This window comes from Labrys wisconsinensis, from assembly GCF_030814995.1.
Taxonomy (GTDB): domain Bacteria; phylum Pseudomonadota; class Alphaproteobacteria; order Rhizobiales; family Labraceae; genus Labrys; species Labrys wisconsinensis.
Genome location: NZ_JAUSVX010000024.1, coordinates 89413 through 103861 on the forward strand (window position 1 = coordinate 89413; position 14449 = coordinate 103861).

19 protein-coding genes and 1 pseudogene are annotated in these 14449 nt (G+C 70.3%); 13 read left to right on the forward strand and 7 right to left on the reverse strand.

Annotated elements, in window-relative coordinates; translation table 11 throughout:
- Positions 1-101 precede the first annotated feature (101 nt).
- The 10 genes from QO011_RS38195 to QO011_RS38240 all read left to right on the forward strand — a co-directional run bounded on the left by QO011_RS38195 (position 102) and on the right by QO011_RS38240 (position 6578).
- The gene (locus tag QO011_RS38195) at positions 102-527 is read left to right on the forward strand and encodes an Lrp/AsnC family transcriptional regulator (RefSeq protein WP_307284547.1); all 426 of its coding nucleotides are present in this window, start codon (positions 102-104) and stop codon (positions 525-527) included.
- Positions 528-560: 33 nt separating this feature from the next.
- Entirely contained in the window at positions 561-1076 is a 516-nt protein-coding gene (locus QO011_RS38200; RefSeq protein ID WP_307284550.1) for a hypothetical protein, read from the forward strand.
- A gap of 163 nt (positions 1077-1239) precedes the next feature.
- Positions 1240-1446 carry an addiction module toxin RelE gene (locus QO011_RS38205; RefSeq protein WP_307284553.1) on the forward strand — a complete coding sequence of 69 codons (207 nt, stop codon included), beginning with the start codon at positions 1240-1242 and terminating at the stop codon, positions 1444-1446.
- Entirely contained in the window at positions 1443-1595 is a 153-nt protein-coding gene (locus QO011_RS38210) for a hypothetical protein (RefSeq protein ID WP_307284556.1), read from the forward strand. The genes QO011_RS38205 and QO011_RS38210 overlap by 4 nt, the downstream gene beginning before the upstream one ends.
- On the forward strand, positions 1592-1888 hold the full coding sequence (locus QO011_RS38215; protein ID WP_307284558.1) for a helix-turn-helix domain-containing protein: 297 nt from the start codon (positions 1592-1594) through the stop codon (positions 1886-1888). Before QO011_RS38210 ends, QO011_RS38215 begins: the two co-directional genes overlap by 4 nt.
- A 273-nt stretch (positions 1889-2161) precedes the next feature.
- Positions 2162-3028 (forward strand): transporter substrate-binding domain-containing protein, encoded by an 867-nt coding sequence (locus QO011_RS38220; protein ID WP_307284560.1) that lies wholly within the window; start codon positions 2162-2164, stop codon positions 3026-3028.
- Positions 3029-3066: 38 nt separating this feature from the next.
- On the forward strand, positions 3067-3735 hold the full coding sequence (locus QO011_RS38225) for an amino acid ABC transporter permease (protein ID WP_307284563.1): 669 nt from the start codon (positions 3067-3069) through the stop codon (positions 3733-3735).
- Between the two features lie 3 nt (positions 3736-3738).
- Positions 3739-4404: an amino acid ABC transporter permease gene (locus QO011_RS38230; RefSeq protein ID WP_307284566.1), complete on the forward strand. Its 666-nt coding sequence runs from the start codon at positions 3739-3741 to the stop codon at positions 4402-4404.
- A 1-nt stretch (position 4405) separates the two neighbouring features.
- A complete protein-coding gene (locus QO011_RS38235; RefSeq protein ID WP_307284569.1) occupies positions 4406-5176 on the forward strand; it encodes an amino acid ABC transporter ATP-binding protein in 771 nt (256 codons plus the stop codon).
- 1 nt (position 5177) lies between these two features.
- On the forward strand, positions 5178-6578 hold the full coding sequence (locus QO011_RS38240; protein ID WP_307284571.1) for an MmgE/PrpD family protein: 1401 nt from the start codon (positions 5178-5180) through the stop codon (positions 6576-6578).
- Positions 6579-6632: 54 nt separating this feature from the next.
- Here QO011_RS38240 and QO011_RS38245 read toward each other — a convergent pair whose 3' ends face one another.
- Positions 6633-6830, reverse strand: coding sequence for a hypothetical protein (locus QO011_RS38245; RefSeq protein ID WP_307284575.1), 198 nt, complete (start codon positions 6828-6830; stop codon positions 6633-6635).
- Between the two features lie 348 nt (positions 6831-7178).
- On the opposite strand from QO011_RS38245, the gene QO011_RS38250 reads away from it, so the two are divergent.
- Positions 7179-8009, forward strand: coding sequence for an alpha/beta fold hydrolase (locus QO011_RS38250; protein WP_307284577.1), 831 nt, complete (start codon positions 7179-7181; stop codon positions 8007-8009).
- Positions 8010-8057: 48 nt separating this feature from the next.
- Here QO011_RS38250 and QO011_RS38255 read toward each other — a convergent pair whose 3' ends face one another.
- Positions 8058-8900: an SDR family NAD(P)-dependent oxidoreductase gene (locus QO011_RS38255; RefSeq protein WP_307284582.1), complete on the reverse strand. Its 843-nt coding sequence runs from the start codon at positions 8898-8900 to the stop codon at positions 8058-8060.
- Positions 8901-9005: 105 nt separating this feature from the next.
- On the opposite strand from QO011_RS38255, the gene QO011_RS38260 reads away from it, so the two are divergent.
- The gene (locus QO011_RS38260) at positions 9006-9920 is read left to right on the forward strand and encodes a LysR family transcriptional regulator (RefSeq protein WP_307284585.1); all 915 of its coding nucleotides are present in this window, start codon (positions 9006-9008) and stop codon (positions 9918-9920) included.
- Positions 9921-9935: 15 nt separating this feature from the next.
- On the opposite strand, the gene QO011_RS38265 is transcribed toward QO011_RS38260, so the two are convergent.
- From QO011_RS38265 to QO011_RS38280, 4 genes are all read right to left on the reverse strand, one after another.
- Positions 9936-10319, reverse strand: a complete 384-nt coding sequence (locus QO011_RS38265; RefSeq protein WP_307284589.1) for a response regulator transcription factor — start codon at positions 10317-10319, stop codon at positions 9936-9938.
- Positions 10316-10711, reverse strand: coding sequence for a response regulator (locus tag QO011_RS38270; protein ID WP_307284591.1), 396 nt, complete (start codon positions 10709-10711; stop codon positions 10316-10318). The genes QO011_RS38265 and QO011_RS38270 overlap by 4 nt, the downstream gene beginning before the upstream one ends.
- 101 nt (positions 10712-10812) lie before the next feature.
- A complete protein-coding gene (locus QO011_RS38275; protein ID WP_307284593.1) occupies positions 10813-12669 on the reverse strand; it encodes a putative bifunctional diguanylate cyclase/phosphodiesterase in 1857 nt (618 codons plus the stop codon).
- A 142-nt stretch (positions 12670-12811) separates the two neighbouring features.
- Positions 12812-13723, reverse strand: a complete 912-nt coding sequence (locus QO011_RS38280) for a polyphosphate kinase 2 family protein (RefSeq protein WP_370882071.1) — start codon at positions 13721-13723, stop codon at positions 12812-12814.
- A gap of 22 nt (positions 13724-13745) precedes the next feature.
- Between QO011_RS38280 and QO011_RS38285 the strand changes: the two genes are divergently transcribed.
- Positions 13746-14201 carry a YMGG-like glycine zipper-containing protein gene (locus tag QO011_RS38285; protein WP_307284595.1) on the forward strand — a complete coding sequence of 152 codons (456 nt, stop codon included), beginning with the start codon at positions 13746-13748 and terminating at the stop codon, positions 14199-14201.
- A 44-nt stretch (positions 14202-14245) separates the two neighbouring features.
- Here the strand turns inward: QO011_RS38285 and QO011_RS38290 are convergent.
- Positions 14246-14449: pseudogene (locus tag QO011_RS38290) on the reverse strand (glucose-1-phosphate thymidylyltransferase RfbA); the annotation flags it as partial.

Here is a 14449-nt window from a genome sequence, read left to right on the forward strand (position 1 = left end):
TGTCGGACTCTAGGATGGAGCAATCTGCAGCATAAATTGCAAAGATGAGCAATTTTGTGCGATGATTCGTTCAGATTGCTCACTGTGAATGCGCAGATCTCATGCACATCTTCGACGACCTCGACCACCGGCTGATCGGCGCCCTGCGCGAGGACGGCCGGGCGCCGGTCTCCAAGCTCGCGGCCATCCTCGGCGTGACGCGGGCCACGGTGCAGGCGCGGCTCGACCGCCTGCTCGAGTCCGGGGCCGTTCTCGGCTTCACCATCCGCTCGCGTCAGGACGCCGACGCCAACGCCATCCGGGCGGTGATGATGATCGAGGTCATGGGGCGCTCGACCACGGCGGTGATCCGCCAGCTGCGCGGCCTGCCGGAGCTCCACGCGCTGCACACCACAAACGGCACCTGGGACCTGGTGGCCGAGATCCGAGCCTCCAGCCTCGGCGATTTCGACCGGGTGCTGCGCGAGGTGCGCACCATCGACGGCATCCTCAACAGCGAGACCAGCATCCTCCTGAGCTCGGTGTGATAGGCTTGGCGCCGTATCCGCGCGGAGGCCGTGATGGCCAGGACCGTTCCCCTCCTTTGCCTGATCGCAGCCCTGCTGGCGGGCACCGTGCTCCCCGCGATGGCGGACGGCACGGAGCCCTGGCCGCCGCGCAGTTTCGGCAGCGGCACCGCGGCGGTCGCCATCACCACGGCCTGGGCGTCCCGCCTGCGCGCGGTGGCCGACCTCGCCGGCCTCGAGGCCGCGGCCGGCGGGCCTGGCCGGCTCGAAGCGGTGGAGCAGGGCGAAGCGCCCCGTGCCGTCTATGGCTGGACCGGCGCGGGCGGGCGCGGGCATCTCACCGTGCTGCTCTACCGCTCCGGCGGCTTCGCCGCGATCGTGGATCCGGCGGACGCGCGGGGTGAGATCGTGCTCAACAGCTTCGGCGCCTTCGTCTGCCCGGCCTGCGCCCCGCCGGTGAAGGCCTGCGGCCGGCGCCCGTCCTGGGTGCCGCATTCGCTGCACTGGGACGTGTTCGACTGTGGCTGCACCCTGACCGGGCCGCAGAGCCTGGCGGGCGGGGCCTGCTGAGCCTCGGGCTGACAGGGGCTTGGCCGCGAAGGCGTGGCTCCGGCACGGCGCGCGCCGAGAGTGAGCGAATGCTCCGCGCCGACGGGAGATCAGCGATGCCGTGCCTAGCCCGTTGGATCACTTTTCCAGTTGTGGAAGCTAATCCGTTGGATTAGTATCTGCCATGGCTCGAACGGTTCCGATCAGCGTCGTGGAAACGCCGGAATTTCTGTCGGCAACCCGCAAGCTCATGAGCGATGAGGAGCGGGCGCTTCTGGTGGATTATCTCGCCTACAATCCGACGGCGGGCGACCTCATCCCCGGAACGGGTGGCGTGCGGAAGCTGCGATGGGATTGGAAGGTCGGGGCAAGCGCGGCGGGGCACGGGTGATCTACTTCCACCACGACGCCGGAATGCCGCTCTTCGCGTTGACGGCCTTCGCCAAGAACGAGCAGGCCGATTTGAGCCAGCAGAATCGCAACGAGTTCCGGCAGCTTGCGACGCTGCTGGTCGAGGCATTCAAGAGGAGAACACCTTGAGCAAGGTTGCCGACAGCATCGGGCGCGCCCTTAAGGAAGCGGTGGCCTACGCCGAGGGCAAGGCGGACGAGAGCGCCTATCGCATCCATGTGCCGGAGAGGATCGACGTGAAGGCGATCCGGACACGCCTGTCTATGACGCAGGAAGAATTCGCAGGCCGGTTCGGGTTCAGCGTCAATACGCTACGCCATTGGGAACAAGGGTCGCGTCAACCCGAAGGGCCGACGAGAGCCTATCTCCTGGTGATCGAGCGGGCGCCCAAGGCGGTCCAGAAGGCTTTGCAGGCCATATGATGGGTGAGGTGTTCTGGATGCCGATGTCAGAGCCGTCGATCGCAGGTGTCTTTCGTCCACACTGAAAAAGCTGACGGTCATCGCCTGCCTCTATGGCCGGGCCTCGCGGACCACGCTATGTTGCAGCGCAGCACGCTTGCCCGGTCGTCAGCATCCCACGCTTCCTCTGCGCGCTTTTCCATATTGTGCAGGGCTGGCCGGCAATGGTAGGGATCTCCTAAAATGGCCTGTGAATTTTTCGGGCCGCATCCATCCCCCACCTCCGGAGATCCCATGACCGACGTCCAGCCTGCCCGCCGTGGCCTTCTGGTGGCCGGAGCCCTCGGCGGCTTCGGTCTGATCGCCGCCGGCGCCGGCCGCGCCGCCGCCGAGGACTCCGCTTCCTCGACCCTGGACGCCGTACGCAGCAGCGGCTCGCTCAAGATCGGCGTCGCTCAGGGCGAGCCGTGGTTCTTCAAGGACCAGGCCTCGGGCGAGTGGAAAGGCATCGGCTGGGGCGTCGGCGTCGCCCTGGCGCGCGAGCTGAACGTCCAGCCCGTGCCGGTCGAGACCTCCTGGGGCACGGCGATCGCCGGCCTGCAGGCCGGGCAGTTCGACGTGATGTTCGCCATGGACGCCACGCCGCAGCGCGCGCTCGCGGCGGAGTTCCCGGTGCAGCCGATGTTCTTCTACGCCCAGGCGGTGCTGGCCAAGGACGGGCTCGACGCCGCGACCTGGCAGGCGCTGAACAAGCCGGACGTGAAGATCGGCGTGGTGCTCGGCACCTCGCCCGACCGCGACATCACCGTGCGCCTGCCGCAGGCTGAGATCCAGCGCTTCCCCAATGCCGACGAGGCGGGCGCCGCCTTCGCGTCCGGCCGGGTCGACGCCCTGTCGCTGTTCCATCCCGCCCTGGTGATGATGGCCAAGCGGCTCAGGCGCGGCACGGTGCTCGTGCCGACCCCGGTGCGCGCCTCCGCCTCCAGCGCCGGCGTGCGGCGCGAGGCCGACAAGTCCTGGCGCGACTGGGTCGGCCATGCCATCGGCTATCTCTACGAGACCGGCGAGACCCAGCGGATCTACGAGGAGTTCCTTGCTTTCCGCGGCATCGACCCCACCAAGGCGCCCGGCCTGGTGCCGGCGACCTGGACCCGGGGCTGAGGCGCCGGTGCGGCGGGCCATGACCGGACGGTGCTGAGGTGGCCTACCACTGGGACTTCTCGGCGGTCACGCGCAACGCCGACGCTTTCGCGGCCGGGCTCGTCAACACGGTGCTGCTCTCGGCCGCCGGCATTGCCGTCGGCCTGGCGCTCGGGCTCGTCGTGGCGCTGATGCGCCTGTCCGGCCGGCGCGTGCTGGCCTGGCCGGCGCTCGCCTTCGTCGAGTTCTATCGCAACACTCCGCCGCTGGTGCACCTGTTCTGGTTCTTCTACGGCCTGCCCATGGTGCTGGGCCTGACGCTCAGCCCCTTCGTCGCGGCGCTCTCGGCCCTCGGCATCCAGTCGGCCGCCTTCTTCGCCGAGGTCTACCGCGCCGGCATCGTCTCGGTGGAGCGCGGCCAGTGGGAGGCGGGCCGGGCGCTCGGCATGGGCCGGGCCCGGCTGATGCGCCGGGTGATCCTGCCGCAGGCGCTCCGGCGCATGGTGGCGCCCTTCGTCGACCGCTCCTTCGAGCTGATCAAGACCACCACGCTCGCCGCGGCCCTGACCTTCCAAGACCTGGTCTACAACGCCATGGTGGTGACCACCCAGACCTATCGGCCGCTGGAGGTCTACACGGCGGTGGCAGTGATCTTCTTCCTGCTGCTGTTCAGCCTCAGCCAGCTCGCCGAATGGCTCGACGCGCGCATGAAGCGCCGGGGCGGCTAGGCCATGGAGCAGCTGCAGTTCGGCGAGATCCTCGTCCATACCGACCTTCTCTTGCGCGGCGTCTGGCTGACGGTGGCGCTCTGGGCCATCGCCTTCGGCGCCGGCCTGACGGCGGGCCTCGGCCTCGGGCTGGCTCGCCTCTCCGCCCGCCGCTGGATCGCCTGGCCGGCGCGCGCCCTGGTCGAGGCGTTCCGCAACACGCCGGTCTTGATCCAGCTGATCTGGTTCTACTACGCCCTGCCCGTCCTCACCGGCATCCAGCTGCCGGCCTTCGCCGCCGCCGCCCTGGCGCTCAGCCTCAACGCCACGGCCTATTGCGCCGAGATCTATCGCGGCGGCATCCGCTCGATCCCGCGCGGGCAGTGGGAGGCCGGCCGCGCGCTCGGCATGGCCGCGCCCCGGCTGATGCGGCGCGTGATCCTGCCGCAGGCGGTGCGGCGCATGCTGCCCGCCTTCACCAACCGCGGCGTCGAGCTCGCCAAGAACACCTCCGTCGCCTCGATCGTCACGGTCAACGAGCTGCTCTACCAGGCGCGCATGCTGAGCTCGGAATATTACCTGCCGCTCGAGACCTTCACGGTCGTGGCGGTGATCTATTTCGTCCTGATCTATCCCGGCACGCTGGCAGCCTATGCGCTGGAGCGGCGGCTGGCCGCAAAGGGGGCCTGACATGTCCTTCGTCCTCCAGGCCCGGGACCTGCACAAGCGCTTCGGCGAGACCGAGGTGCTCAAGGGCATCGGCCTCGACGTGAAGGCCGGCGAGCGCATCGCCATCCTCGGCTCCAGCGGCTCGGGCAAGAGCACGCTGCTGCGCTGCCTCAACCTCCTGGAGACGCCGAGCCGCGGCGAGATCCTGCTCGACGGCAAGGCCGTGGGCCGGCCGGGCCGCGACGGCGCGGTGCGCTACGGCGAAACCGAGCTCAATCGGCTGCGCATGCGCGTCGGCATGGTGTTCCAGCAGTTCCACCTGTTCCCGCACCGCTCGGTGCTGGAGAACGTCATGGAAGGGCCGCGCTTCGTGCTCGACAGGCCGCGGGCCGAGGCCCAGGCGCTCGCCGAGCGCCACCTCGCCCGGGTCGGCCTGGCCGACAAGGCCGGCGCCTATCCCGCGAACCTGTCGGGCGGCCAGCAGCAGCGCGTCGCCATCGCCCGGGCTCTGGCCATGGATCCGGAGATCCTCCTGTTCGACGAGCCGACCTCCTCGCTCGATCCGGAGCTGGTCGGCGAGGTGCTGGAGGTGATCCGCGGCCTCTCCGCGGAGGGGCGCACCATGCTGCTGGTCACCCACGAGCTCGGCTTTGCCTATCACTTCGCCACCCGCGTCCTGTTCCTGCACGACGGGCACATCCTCGAGGACGGGCCGCCCGACATCGTGCTCAAGGCGCCGCGCGAGGAGCGCACGCAGCAGTTCCTGGCGCGCTTCACCGCCTTCCGGTTCTGAGATGACGGGGACCGGCACCCTCGCGGCCTTCGCCGCCGGACTCGCCTTCGAGGACGTGCCGCCCGACCTTGCCGCCAAGATCGCCCTGCACCTTCTCGATACGGTGGGCTGCGGCATCGCCGGCGCCGAGACGGGCCTCACCCGCAACCTCATCGGCTTTGCCGGCGGCGAGCTCGCGGCCGGCCCGTGCCGGGTGCCGGGCACGCCGGCCGCGTTCGGCCCGGCCGGGGCGGCCTTCCTCACCAGCGCTGCGATGAACGCGCTCGACCATGACGACGGCTTCGAGGTCGACGGCCGCGGCATGGGCCATCCCGGGGCGAGCCTGGTCGCGGCGGCGCTGAGCGCGGTGTGGCAGCGGCCGGTGGACGGGCGCAGCCTGATCGCGGCGCTGGCGGCGGCCTACGAGATCAACGCGCGCGTCATCCTGTCGATGCAGCCCAGCTACGAACGCTTCCGCGAGGTCTACGGCGTGTGCCAGCACCAGGCGATCGGCGCGGCCGTCGCCTATGGCCGCCTCGCCGGGCTCGATGCCGGCGGCCTGGAAAACGCCTTCGGCCTTGCCGGCACGCTCGCGCCGGTGCCGAGCCTGCGCAAGTACAATTGGCAGAGCCGGCCGCTGGTCTCGTTCAAGGATTTCAACGCCCCCGCGGCGGAGGCGGGCGTGCGCGGCGTGCTGCTGCACCAGGCGGGGCTCGTCGGCGCGCGCAACGTGCTCGACGGCGAGCACGGCCTCTGGCGCATGCTGGGCTCGGACCGCTTCGATGCCGAGCTGCTCACCGCCGGTCTCGGCACGGACTGGCTGGCCCGCCATGCCAGCTTCAAGCCGTTCCCGACCTGCCGCTGGATGCACACGGCGCTGGAATCCTTCTGCGCCGTGCGCGACGGGCACGGCCTCGCGCCGGCCGAGATCGAGGCGATCACGGTGCATTCCTTCGCCGGCATGGCTCGCGACTTCATGGATGCCGCGCCGCAGGGCATGGTCGACGCCGAGTTCAGCCTGCCGTTCGCGCTCGCCGTCCTGGCGCAAGGCGAGCGGCCGGCGCTGCAATGGTATGCCGACGAGGCCCTCGCGGATGCGGCGCTGCTGGCCCTGGCGCGCCGGGTGCGGGTGGTGGTCGACCCGCAGATCGACGCCGAGATGAGCAGCGGCAAGCGCCGGCCGGCGGGGCAGACCGATGTCACGGCCCGGGGCACCGAGCTCCGGGGGCCACGCCTGCTTCATCCCGCCGGCACCGCCGAGCGTCCGCTGGACGCCGCGGCGCTGCGCGCCAAGTTCCGGGCCAACCTCGGGCATCGGCTCGGTCCGGGCGCGGCGGACGCCCTGGCCGAGGCGCTGCTCGATCCGGCCACGGCGGATATCGGCGCCGTGCTCGCGGGGGTGCGAGGGGCCGCGGCGCCGTAGCTGCCGCGGGCCGGGCCGCTCCCCGCCCCTTAGTCGGTGCGCAGACGGGCGCCCTCAGCGCTCGAAGTCCTGCGGCGTGATCGGGTCGCTGGCGGGGAAGCTTTCCTTGAGCGCCTCGTCGAGAAGGGCGTCCTCGTGCGCCTTAGTCTTCTCCGCCTCGGGGCGGGATCCGGCCGTGCCGGAGCCGCCCGCGCCGGCCGTCCGGCCGGTCTGGTCGGTGTCCGGCGTTTCCTTCGCATTGCTGCTCGACATCGAATGCCTCCGCGGCTGTGTCGCCCGATCCGCCTGCGGGACTATCGGCCGGATGCCCGTGACAGCCCTCCGACCGGGCGCCGATCCGTTCCGGAAGGCACGGCCGCCTCGGATCGGGCACCAGGCTCCATCATAGCAGACGTGGCCTCGGTCGGGTCGAGCCCCGATGCCGCGGGTTTCCTCGACGGTTCGCGCCGAGCGCCGGCGCCGCAAGGGCCTTGTGCTCAGCCGGCTCACTGCCACAAGGTCAGTCTCCGGGCCCTGGAGCGGCGTCGCGCCGGTCCGCCCGGCCTATGGGCTGCCGCACGTTACGCGACCGCCTGCCGAACCCCGTATCGGAGACAGGACATGGCCACGATCACGACGAAGGACGGGACGGAGATCTTCTACAAGGACTGGGGCTCGCGCGAGGCGCAGCCGCTGGTGTTCCATCATGGCTGGCCGCTGAGCGCCGACGACTGGGACACCCAGATGCTGTTCTTCCTGCACAAGGGCTACCGGGTGATCGCGCATGACCGGCGCGGCCATGGCCGCTCCAGCCAGACCGACACCGGCAACGAGATGGACACCTATGCCGCCGACGTGGCCGAGCTCGCCGCGGCGCTCGATCTGCGGAACGCGGTGCATATCGGCCATTCCACCGGCGGCGGCGAGGTGGCGCACTATGTCGCCCGCCACGGCGGGGGGCGGGTGGCCAAGGCGGTGCTGATCGGCGCGGTGCCGCCGGTCATGCTCAAGTCGGAGACGAATCCGGGCGGCCTGCCGCTGGAGGTGTTCGACGGCTTCCGCACGGCGCTCGCCGCCAACCGCGCCCAGTTCTACCTCGACGTGGCGAGCGGCCCCTTCTACGGCTTCAACCGGCCCGGAGCGAGCCCGTCGCAGGGCGTCATCCGCAACTGGTGGCGCCAGGGCATGGAGGGCGGCACGAAGGCCCATTACGACTGCATCAAGGCCTTCTCGGAAACCGATTTCACCGAGGATCTGAAGGCGATCGACGTGCCGGTGCTGATCATGCACGGCGACGACGACCAGATCGTGCCGATCGCCGACTCCGCCCTGCTCGGGATCAAGCTGCTGCGCAACGGCACGCTCAAGGTCTATCCCGGCCTGCCGCACGGCATGTGCACCACGCATCCCGATGTGATCAACCCGGACCTGCTCGGCTTCATCCAGGGCTGAGTCGGTCTCCGGAAAGACCCCGGCGCGCGTCAGCGCCGGGACCTTGGCTCAGCGGCCGGCCGGCGCGCCGGCTTCGGCGAAGTCGGTGCTGCGGGTCAGAGCCTCCCAGCGCCCGATCTCGCCGATGACGGCGTCGAGCTTGTCGCGTGCCCGGCGCAGGGCGTCCGAGCCGAGCAGCAGGTGCAGCGGCGGATCCTCGGCGCGCACCAGCGCCAGGATGGCCTCGGCCGCCCTGTCGGGATCGCCGAGCTGGCGTCCGGCCATGGCGTCGAAGGCCGCCTTGCTGCGTCCGACGCTGGCGGCATAGGCCTGGTCCGCGGCGCTGTGCCGGATCGAATGGTCGGAGAGGAAGTCGGTGCGGAAGGCGCCGGGCGCCACGGCCGTCACCTTGATGCCGAGCGGGGCGATCTCCTGGGCGAGGCCCGCCGACAGGCCTTCGAGCGCGTGCTTGGCCGCGGAGTAGAGGCCGGAGCCGATGCCGGGCGCGCGGCCGGCGATCGAGGTGATGTTGACGATATGGCCGGAGCCCTGGGCTCGGAGATGCGGCAGGGCGGCGCGGATGATGTGGAACGGGCCGAACACGTCGACCTCGAACAGCCGCGCCACCTCGGCGTCGGTCGCCTGCTCGATCGCGCCCAGCAGGCCGTAGCCGGCATTGTTGACGATCACGTCGAGGCGCCCGGCCGCGGCGAAGACCCGCTCGACCGCGGCGCCGGCCGCGGCGGGGTCGGCGAGGTCGAGCTCGATCGCCTCGAACCGCGCGGCGCCGCGCAGGGGCGCCGGCACCTCGCCGCGCACCGTGCCGAACACCTGGTCGCCCTGGGCCAGGGCCGCCTTGGCCAGGGCCAGGCCGAGGCCTCGCGAAACACCTGTGATGAACCATGTGGTCATTGGCAGTCTCCTTCGCCCCGGAGATAGGCCCAGCGCCCGCTCTGCAGAATGCCGGCATTTCTCACAGCGCTTGTAAGCGTGGCTAAAAAATGCTTGAGGGAAGCCATGGACCAGCTTCTGTCCGGCAGCGACTACAACCAGCTCCGGGCTTTCGTCGCGGTGGGCGAGCTCCTGAGCTTCAGCCGGGCGGCGGAGGCGCTCGGGGTGTCGCCCTCGGCCCTCAGCCAGATGGTGCGCGGCTTCGAGGACCGGGTCGGGGTGCGCCTGCTCAACCGCACGACGCGCAGCGTCGCCCTGACCGAGGCCGGCGAAACCCTGTTCGAGCGCGTGCGGCCGGCGGTGTCGGAGCTGGGCGAGGCCATCGGCCAGGTGCGGCGCACCCGCGAACGCCCGGCCGGCACCGTGCGCATCCACGCCTTCCGTTCGGCGGCGCAGGCCCATGTCGAGCCGATCCTGCCGCGCTTCGCCGCCGCCTATCCCGACGTGGTGCTCGACATCACGGTCGACGACACGGTGACCGACCTCGTCGCCGCCGGCTACGACGCCGCCATCCGCATCGGCGAGGTGATCGAGCGCGACATGGTCGCGGTGCGGCTCGGGCCGGAGCTGCGCCAGATCGCGGTGGCCTCGCCGGCCTATCTCACCGTCCATGGCCGCCCCGCGCATCCGCGCGACCTCGTGCATCACGCCTGCGTGCGCTGGCGCTGGCCCGGGCGGTCGACGCCCTATGCCTGGGAGTTCTTCGAGGACGGCGCCTGGTTCGAGGTGACGGTCGGCGGCCCGCTGATCGTCAGCGACAAGGAGATGGCGCACAGGGCGGCCCTGCAGGGCATCGGCATCGGCTTCGTGGTGGAGGACACGGTGCGCGAGGACATCGCCGCCGGCCGCCTGGTGCCGCTGCTCGAACGCTGGTCGGCCCCCTTTCCCGGCCTGTTCCTGTGCTATCCCCGTCAGCGCCAGATGGCGCCGGCGCTGCGCGCCTTCATCGACGCGGTGCGGCGGCCGGATATGCTGGGTTGACGGAGACGATCCCGGTCAGCTCCTGTCCCGGGCGGCGAGCAGGCGCTTGATGCGGTCGAGCACGAGCCGGTGATCGTAGGGCTTGGCGAGGGCGGGGCCCTCGTCGCAGATGTCGCGCGCCTTGTCCGCTGCTGCGTCGGGCGATCCGGCCAGGACCACCTGGGTTCCCGGGCCCCGGGCGCGGATCCAGGCCGCCAGGGCGAAGCCGCCGTCCTCGGGCGTGCCGACATCCGCCAGCACGACGTCGACGGCCGGCGCCCGGCCGTCCTCGAACAGGAGGCGGGCCTCGGCGGTGCTGGCGGCCTCCAGCACCCGGTAGCCGCACGCGCGCAGATATTCGGCCAGCGGATGGCGGACGAGGATGTCGCCATCGACGATCAGCACGCAGGGCCGGCTCATGCGAGCCCTCTGCCGGGTAGGCCGAGCATGTGCCGGATGACGGCGACCACGGCTTCGATCTCGTAGGGCTTGGGCACGAAATGGGGACAGCCGCTCTCCTGCGGGGGGCCGCCGCCGGAGGTGAGGATGACGGGCAGGGCGGGCGCGGTGTCGCGCAGCGTCGCGGCGAGATCGACCCCGCTCTTGCCGCCGGGCAGCTGCACGTCGGAGAAGACGAGATCGGGCAGGCCGCCGCCGTCGATCCAGTCCAGGGCCTGCTGCACGGTCATGGCCTCGATCACGATGAAGCCGGCGCCGCGCAATTCCTCCGCAATCACCAGACGCTGGATGAGGTCGTCCTCCACGACCAGGATCGATCTCGGTGCCGGCGTGGGTTCCTGTAACGGCAGCATGCCTGCTGTTCCCCATGTCGCGGATGAATGCGCCCGCGCCGGGGATGTTCCATCGGTCCGATGTATCGCCGCCGTAGTCGCGATCCCGGCCAAACGCCCGGTCAGGCGGGCAGGCCGGCTCCGGCGGCGACGCGCGGCCCGTGGCCGGGCGGCACGGGCCTCCCGCGCAAGGGCAGCACCCGCCGCTCGAACAACCGTGTGGCGGCGTGACGATCGACCGGCTCGGAGAACAGATAGCCCTGGCCGAGAGCGCAGCCGAAATTGCGCAGCAGCGCCAGCTGCCCATCGGTCTCGACGCCCTCCGCGACGACGCGGGTGCCGAGCTTGCGGGCGATGCCGACGAGCCCTTCGACGATCACCGAGCTCGGCCCGGCGGGGCCGAGCTGGGCGATGAAGGACTTGTCGATCTTGATCATGTCGACAGGCACGGTCAGAAGATGGGTGAGCGAGGCGAAGCCCGTGCCGAAATCATCCAGGGCGACGAGCAGCCCGTCGGCGCGCAGCTCGCGGATGACGCGCGGGACCGCGAGATCGCCCTGACGCATGTAGACCGTCTCGGTCACCTCGATGACGACATGGTGCAGCGGCACCTTCGCGGCGCCGAAGCACTCGGCGATCTGCCGGCCCAGCAAGCCGCCGTGGACGTCGGGCGAGGCCACGTTGACGAAGGCTTGCTGGAACGGGAGGCCCATGTCGAGCCAATGGCGCACGTCCGCAGCCACGATCTCCATCATGCGGCGGGTCAGCTTGGAGGCGATGCGGGCATCGGCCATCGCGTCCTGGAACGCCGCCGCCGGCACCAGCTGCCCGGTCTCGGTGATCAGTCGGCACAGGGCCTCCACGCCGACGATCTCGCGGCTGTCGAGCCGCACCACGGGCTGGTAATAGGCGTCGATCCGGCCCTCCGCCAGTGCCTCCGCGAGGTCGCGGACGGCTCCGGCACGATGCATCATGGCGCTGCCGAGGCGCGGCGCGTGCAGGACGACGCCGCCGCGGTCGGTGGCCTTGGCATGATAGAGAGCGAAGTCGGCGTTGCGCTGCACGGCCTCGGCGTCACGGTCGCCGGGCTGATGGACCGCCACGCCGATGGAGGCGCTCGGCATCAGCACATGATCCTCGCCTTCGACCGGCGCTGCCAGGGCGGCGAGCGCATCGGCGGCGATCCGGCCGACCTGTTGGGCGACGTCCTCGCCCTCGACGACGATGGCGAACTCGTCGCCACCCAGCCGGAAGGCGGTGTGCGGCGCCACGGCCTCGGCGATACGGCGCGCCACGGTCTCCAGCAGGACGTCGCCGATCTGGTGGCCGAACGTGTCGTTGACGACCTTGAAGTCGTCGATATCGAGCAGGAGCAGCGCCCAGCAGCCGTACTCGGCCGTCGGAAGGCGCGCCAGCGTCAGGTCGAAGCTGGCCCGGTTCGGCAACTCGGTGAGCGCGTCGACATAGGCCCGGCGCTCGCGCTCCAGCACGCGGCCGTGACGTTCGAGGGCGATGGTGCACAGATGCGTGCAGGTCTGTACCGCCTCGAGCTCCACGGGCGTGGGGCCGCGATGTTCGCGATAGTAGAAGGCGAAGGTCGCGATCACCCGGGCCTGGCCGTCGCAGATCGGGCAGGACCAGCACGCCCTCAGCCCGGCCGCCCAGGGGAGGGCGTTGAACGCCTGCCAGCGCGGGTCGGAGCCGATATCGGTCACCGCGACCGGCGCGCGCAGGAAGGCTGCGCTGCCGCAGGAACCGACCTGCGGGCCGATGGCGACGCCCTCGATGACGGCGGAGAAACCCCTGGGCAGGCTCGGGCCGGAGAGGGGATGGATGAAGCCTTCGCGGTCGATGGCGAGGATCGAGCTGACCACGCCCGGCAGCCGCTGCTCGATCTCCAGGCAGAGACGATCGGTGGTGGCCTGCAGCGGCTCGCCCTTCGCGATCATCTCGAGGATCAGGTTCTGCAACTGCAACATCGGTGCCCGAGTCCAATGTCGAGAAGAATAGGTCCACGATAGGAGGGCGAACCTCAGCGCATCATAAAGCTTTGGAGGAAATCTTTCGTAAAGTTCTCCATATTCCTGCGGCGGGATGGCTCCGGCCGGGCCGTCGGCCTGCCTATCCCGCCTTCGCGCTCGCCTTGCCGCCCTTGCTGTCGCCGGCGAGCCGGGCTCGCACCTGCTCCATCTGCTCGAGCATCGCCGGGGCGACCGCGGGGAAGGTCGGATCGAGCTTTTCCAGCCGGTCGTCGATCGCTGCGGCGACGACCAGGCGGGTGAACCATTTGTTGTCGGCCGGCACCACGTACCAGGGCGCTTCCTTGGTGGCGGTGTGGCGGATCGCGTCCTCGTAGGCCGCCATGTAGCCGTCCCAATGTGCGGCCTCGGCGACGTCGCCGAGCGAGAATTTCCAGCGCTTCTCCGGCGCGTCGATGCGCTCGATGAAGCGCCGGCGCTGCTCGTCGCGCGAGACGTTGAGGAAGAATTTCAGCACCAGCGTGCCGTTGCGGACGAGGTGGCGCTCATGGTCGCGGATGCTCTCGAGGCGCTCCTTCCAGATCTCCTTGCCGGCCAGGGCCGGCGGCAGGCCCTGCTTGTCCAGGAGCTCGGGATGGACGCGCACGACCAGCACCTCCTCGTAGTAGGAGCGGTTGAAGATGCCGATGCGGCCGCGCTCCGGCAGGGCGCAGGCGGTGCGCCAGAGGAAATCATGCCTGAGCTCCGTCGGGCCCGGCACCTTGAAGGAGGTGACCTGGCAGCCCTGCGGATTGACGCCGGACATCACATGCTCGATGGCGCTGTCCTTGCCCGCCGCGTCCATGGCCTGGAAGATGACGAGCAGCGACCAGCGCGCCTCGGCATAGAGGCGCTCCTGCAGCTGGCGCAGGCGCTTGACCCCCGCCGCCAGGAACTCCTTGGCTTCGGTCTTGTCGATGTCGAGCCCGGCCGTGTCGGCGGGGTCGAAATCGGCGAGGCGGAACTTGCTCCCGTCCTTGATCCTGTATCGCTTGACGATCTCGTCCGGCAGCATCGCATCCTCCCCGGAGAGGCCGGTGCGTCCGGCCTTCCTTCACCCCGCAACGATGCACTCTCTCGCCGGTGCGCCGTCAAGCATCTTGTGGTCCGCGTTCAGCATGATGGACGAAATGGCCCGATTCGGGCCGATTTCATTTGCCTTGTCCGGAATTGTCGTGAAGATCCGCTGGGGCAAGTGTGCTCGACATTGGGGAGATGCGTTGGTGAAGACGATTCTGGTCATTGCGGCTCTTGGGTTGATGCTCGCCGGCTGCAGCGAATATTCGCGCAGCGACCGTGCGCTCGGCGGCGCGGCGATCGGTGCCGGCAGCGGCGCCCTGATCGGCGGCCTGGCGACGCGCTCGGCCGGTGGCGCCATCGTCGGCGGCGTGCTGGGCGGTGCGGCCGGCGCGATCATCGGTGCCGAGACGACGCCGCGCGCCTGCTGGGCCCGCGACCGCTGGGGCCGGCGCTACCGCGTGCAGTGCCCTTGAGGTGACGGCGGCGGGATGCATCGCATCTCGCCGCGACGCTCCGCCTATGCGCCGGTGTCGGCGATGCGCTCGAGATAGGCGCCGTAGGCGGTCTTGCTGAACAGCGCGGCGCGGCGGCGCAGCTGCTCGACGTCGATGAAGCCCATGAGGAAGGCGATCTCCTCGGGGCAGCCAATCTGCATGTTCTGTCTGTTCTGGATGGTGCGGACGAACTCGCCGGCCTCGAGCAGGGAGTCGTGGGTTCCGGT